We start from the raw sequence: 2,388 nt of genomic DNA, 5'->3' as shown, positions 1-2,388 counted from the left end.
CTCTTTTCTATGGATGTGGTCGGTAACTTCATTCTACTAGAAAAGGACTTCCTTTTTTTGCGATCGATCGTTTACACAAAATATTTTACGCTCTCAAACGAAATGAATAGTATAATTAGTGTTGTTAAAAATTTGAAAAAAGGGGAGTTAAAAATAAAAGAGGAATGTGTCAATTTAGAATATAATATCAATGGTATAGGAGTCGTAACACCTACAATATATCCGTTTGTCAACAAATTATATAGTGATAATTATTTAAACGTTGAAAATAGATTAAAAAATATTAACCAATTGGGAGCAATAAAATTTATTCATAGCGGGGCGCATTATACTAGGTATGAGTATGTATTGTTACAATTTATGTTAATAAATTTTATAAAAAATAATAGTGAGTGGGGGTTAGGATCAAAATTTAATTTCTCATTTCTAGAGGTGCCTAAATTATCCTATGAGGAAAAAATAACTGGGGCTGAAATTTTAGAATTAATAGTTTTGTTTGGGAATTTAGGCCATTTTAAAGATACATTTTCAAGTAATAAGGTATGGTTTCATTATCTTTTTACAAATAAGTATAATTTAAAAAATTGTCTAAAAAGAGGTTTGAAAAGTAGTGGTAAAGGCCTAGTAGATAAATTGTTATCGAGTAATGACTCCTATAAGATTCAATGGATAAATACATTATTTATTTTATCAAGAACTGAAAATTTAGATGATTATAGAATTATATGTGAAAAGATCATTCATAAAATTCTTTCCAACGAGACTGATAAATGGCTAGATATATATTATAAGATTAGAAAAGTATCTTACGTAGTTCTAGATAGTCATTATTCTCACATACCTATTTCAATTAGTTTACAAAATGTGTTATTCAATGAAAAATTGTTTATTGACGAATTAAGTAAGTATAGTTCTGGGTTAATTGGTGCTTTTGATAGGGTAAATGATCTATTAGAAGACACACTTTATCTAGAAAATAACACTTTATTAATGGGTACATATAGAAGTATGGATATAAACTCAAAATTGCAATATTATCTCGATAATGACCGAGAAAGTAAAGGAATATCTAAAATTAAAAAGTTAATTTCTGAAAAGTCTAGCTCACCTTTTTACGAAGATTTTAAAATAACAGATGGAGAAATACCGTGGGATAAAGAAAAGAATTTAAGTATTACTTTTTTTATCAAAAATAGAGAATATTTTCCTCAAGACGTCTTTCAAAAAGAGATAGATATAAACCGAAAATTAGGAAAAGATTGTTATATTGCATTTAATTTTTCTCCAAGCTTTTCTAAATATAGAACAGTATATTCAATTAATAAAAATTTAAACCATAGTAAGCGAATAAAAAACTCTCTAAAAATAATTCAAACTGCGCTAGAAGATTATTTCTCTTATAATAAGTACTCTTTTGAGAACGTTAGCAATGGTAGACTTGAAGAAGTAGTAATAAAGAAAATCATTACATATTTCTTTAGGAATTTATTATCCGAGGATTATTTTTGCGAATTTGACTATTCTAAAGATTTTTCTCCTTTTATTATTGAAAATGGAAGTAAAAAGACACTAAAGAAAGTTAACAATTATATTGAAGACTACCAAGTACACAATCCAAATGATAAAAACGCTATACATGAATTAGAGGCTGTTAAAGCTAGTTTAGAATCATTTTCTTATAAAGGTTTAATAATAGTATATCTAGGCTCTATTAAATTTATAAATAAAGACAAGAAAGCAGTATGTGAACTAGATGGTTTGATTTTTACTCCTAAGCATAGCACCGACATTATTCGAGTAATTGAAGCAAAGAATTTAAGGAAAAAGCAAAGAAGAACTACAGAAGCAGAGAAACAATTAAAAGAACAATTTATACCACTATTGTCTACTCATTATAAAAGTAAACTAGTAATAGATAAGATTGAAGACTTTGGTGTCCAAATAAAAATTAGAAAATAAAATGGATTCTATTTAACATAGTCTTTTCTACTACCTGGTTTGCATTTTTAATGAAACTATAAGCAGAATAATTTCACTCGCTTATAGTCTATAAAATTAAATAATTTCACATACCATAAATAATACCTTTAAATTATTTGATATAAAAAATTAATAAATGTTTTCATTTACCTAAGGAAATACAACATTTCCTTAGGTTCTAATTAGTTTCTGGAGCTGGCTTATTTTATTTTTAATTTGGAACTATATGCATTTCTCTAATTATATTTTTGAATTATATAAAATGATTATAGTATGTGAAATTAATAATCTATTAATCTATGTATGTCTCAAGGGGACCGTCAATAATTTTGTGTAAACGGCTGTCCTTTTCCAGCCGGGAAGTTAACCCTGCGGTCGGAACATGTCTTCCAATTGATGTTGGGCCTG

The 2,388-nt window shown here is 26.9% G+C and carries 1 protein-coding gene; it reads left to right on the top strand.

Annotation, left to right across the window (positions count from 1 at the left end; all coding sequences use genetic code 11):
- Positions 1–1,959, top strand: a 1,959-nt coding sequence (locus G548_RS0116820) for a hypothetical protein (protein ID WP_211219006.1), incomplete at its 5' end; no start/stop codon positions are given.
- Positions 1,960–2,388 lie beyond the last annotated feature (429 nt).

Source organism: Marinococcus halotolerans DSM 16375 (assembly GCF_000420725.1).
Classification (GTDB): domain Bacteria; phylum Bacillota; class Bacilli; order Bacillales; family Marinococcaceae; genus Marinococcus; species Marinococcus halotolerans.
The sequence above is the reverse complement of the archived record's forward strand: the minus strand, read 5'-3'. Positions and strand labels throughout refer to the sequence as shown.